We start from the raw sequence: 2,297 nt of genomic DNA, 5'->3' as shown, positions 1-2,297 counted from the left end.
GGGCATCGCTGACTTCTGGTACAAGTACGTTGGTTTCGGTGGCAAGATCATCGGCATGACAACGTTTGGCGAATCTGCGCCAGCAGGCGAGCTATTCAAGATGTTCGGTTTCACTACTGAAAACGTAGTAAACACAGCAAAAGAGCTTCTAGCTTAGTCTTGATTAAATTGTCTCGCCCTTAAATAGGTTGATGCATACTGAAAGCCTAGCATGAAAATGCGGGGCTTTTTTGTATCCGTTGCCTGTTAATCTATTAGTCTATTAAGTGTTTTTTTGGCCCATAAAAAGCCCTGCTCATTTCGCAAGGCTTTCTCTTATATCTCGTTTAGCTTAGGCCTAACGGCTATTTTTCTTCGAAGCGATTCGCGAGTTGGTAGAACTCATTCACTTGCTCTTTAAGCTCTTTCGAATGATCTTTCACTGAATGTGTCGCCACTAGATTTTGCTCGGCAGTTGATGCGATAGACTGCATATGAAGGTTTACGTCACTCGATAGCTGACGCTGTTTATGCGCAGAGCTTTCAACCGACTGCATTAACTCGTTCATCGATTGCATTAAAGTTTCGACTTCAGACAAGCGCTCTGCACTCACCTTCGCCACATCACCACACTCGTCCGTTTGTTCTCTGTTAGCCAAAATATCTTTCTGCCAACCTTCAATCGTCGTTAGCATAGTATCAATACTCTCTTTAATTTGAACCGTCGCCTTAGATGTCCGGCCTGATAACGCACGGACTTCATCAGCAACCACCGCGAAGCCTCGACCTTGCTCTCCCGCTCTCGCCGCTTCTATCGCTGCATTCAATGCCAACAAGTTGGTTTGCTCGGCAATGCCACCTATCTCTTCCATTATCTTGCTGACACTTTGCGCTTGGTCGCTCAATTGGTAAGTCGTTTGAGTCGCCTTTTCAGCCTGAGAAGCCAAGCTCTCTAGGTTTTGGTGGGTTTGATTAATACTCTCTTTCGCACCCGCACAGGTTTGCAGAGTAACGTCGACAATTTGATGGGCTTCTTCAGTGAGAGAAGAGACCTCATTCGCGGTTACTTCAACCTCTTCCGTTGCCTCACGTACTTGAAGTATGTCTTTTGTTTGCTGATCTAACGCTGCTGATACTTCAAATGACGTAGCATTCAGATTGTCGGCTAAATCTTGTAACGGCTTGGCTGAATCCGTCATACGGCCTAACACTGTTCTGATTCGCGCAGACAACAGCTTCAAATGGAAATCGGCGATAGAGAACTTACTGTTACCTGAATAAACAAGGCGGCTCACGCTATCGAATTTCGATTGCAGATTTTTCAGCTGTAAAGGAGTATCAATCAGCTCTTGTCGGAAAAGCAGAGCTAATGCAGAAACAGGCAGCAAGCTAAGGGCCCATTGCGACACTTGTCCTACTTCGATTAGGTTTGAAACCAGAGGCGCGGCCAAAGAACCCAACAACACGGCATAGCGAACACTGTCACTGATCTGCAGTGACCATTGGCGGCCCGACTTTTCTGCCTTCAATAAGCTTTGATAAGCCTTGTCTGCAACTTCTACCCACTCATTTTTAGGCTTAACACGAACAGACTGATACCCACTCACCTTGCCATTGTCGTAAATTGGTGTGACATAAGCGTCGACCCAGTAGTAGCCACCGGATTGGGTTTTATTTTTTACGATACCGCGCCACGCTTTGCCTTGCTTTAGGTTAACCCACATATCCGCAAAAGCGGCTTTGGGCATGTCGTTATGCCTCACGATATTGTGGTGTTGCCCTAGCATTTCTTGTTGGCTGTATTCTGCGATGCGACAAAAAGCATCATTGCTGTAAGTAATCACACCTTTTAGGTCGGTTGTCGAGACAAGTTGTTCGTTTTCATTTAAAAGTGTTTCGCGAGATTGAGAAGCTGAGCTGACGTTCATTTTTATTAACTTTTATATTTATACGTTATAACAGGCGAATATATACAATAAATTAAATTATGACAAAATATGAATGTCACAATCTTTGTAAATGATTGCTTTTTATACAAATATAAACGGGTGCGTCACAGAGATTACAAAACACCGGGCTCATTACAAGTTAACAACTGTACTGAATTATACTGTTCGTATCGACATTGAAGCATGAAATTTGCGAATGTTTAAGTCATTACGCAGCACTCGCTCAACAAAGTGTTCATAGGCTTGGGCTTTCATTTGGTGACGGGTTATTGACCAATTGAGAAATCCCTTCCATTGAAGCACTTTAAGTAGGACTTAATTGCCTAATTATTGATATTTGAGTAGAAATAATTTTCAACCTAGATATTT

General features: G+C 43.4%; 2 protein-coding genes and 1 pseudogene. 1 reads left to right on the top strand and 2 read right to left on the bottom strand.

All coding sequences use genetic code 11. From position 1 onward, the window contains the following. The coding region (locus OCT63_RS21585; RefSeq protein ID WP_170746592.1) for a transketolase-like TK C-terminal-containing protein at positions 1–157 on the top strand (157 nt) is incomplete at its 5' end. 187 nt (positions 158–344) lie between these two features. On the opposite strand, the gene OCT63_RS21275 is transcribed toward OCT63_RS21585, so the two are convergent. Together OCT63_RS21275 and OCT63_RS21270 are read right to left on the bottom strand one after the other, a co-directional pair. Further along, positions 345–1,907: a methyl-accepting chemotaxis protein gene (locus tag OCT63_RS21275; protein ID WP_269984580.1), complete on the bottom strand. Its 1,563-nt coding sequence runs from the start codon at positions 1,905–1,907 to the stop codon at positions 345–347. A gap of 177 nt (positions 1,908–2,084) precedes the next feature. After that, positions 2,085–2,174, bottom strand: a pseudogene (locus OCT63_RS21270) (ArsR family transcriptional regulator); the annotation flags it as partial. Positions 2,175–2,297 lie beyond the last annotated feature (123 nt).

This window comes from Vibrio sp. RW (assembly GCF_027587105.1).
In the GTDB taxonomy this organism is placed as follows: Bacteria; Pseudomonadota; Gammaproteobacteria; order Enterobacterales; family Vibrionaceae; genus Vibrio; species Vibrio toranzoniae.
The sequence above is the reverse complement of the archived record's forward strand: the minus strand, read 5'-3'. Positions and strand labels throughout refer to the sequence as shown.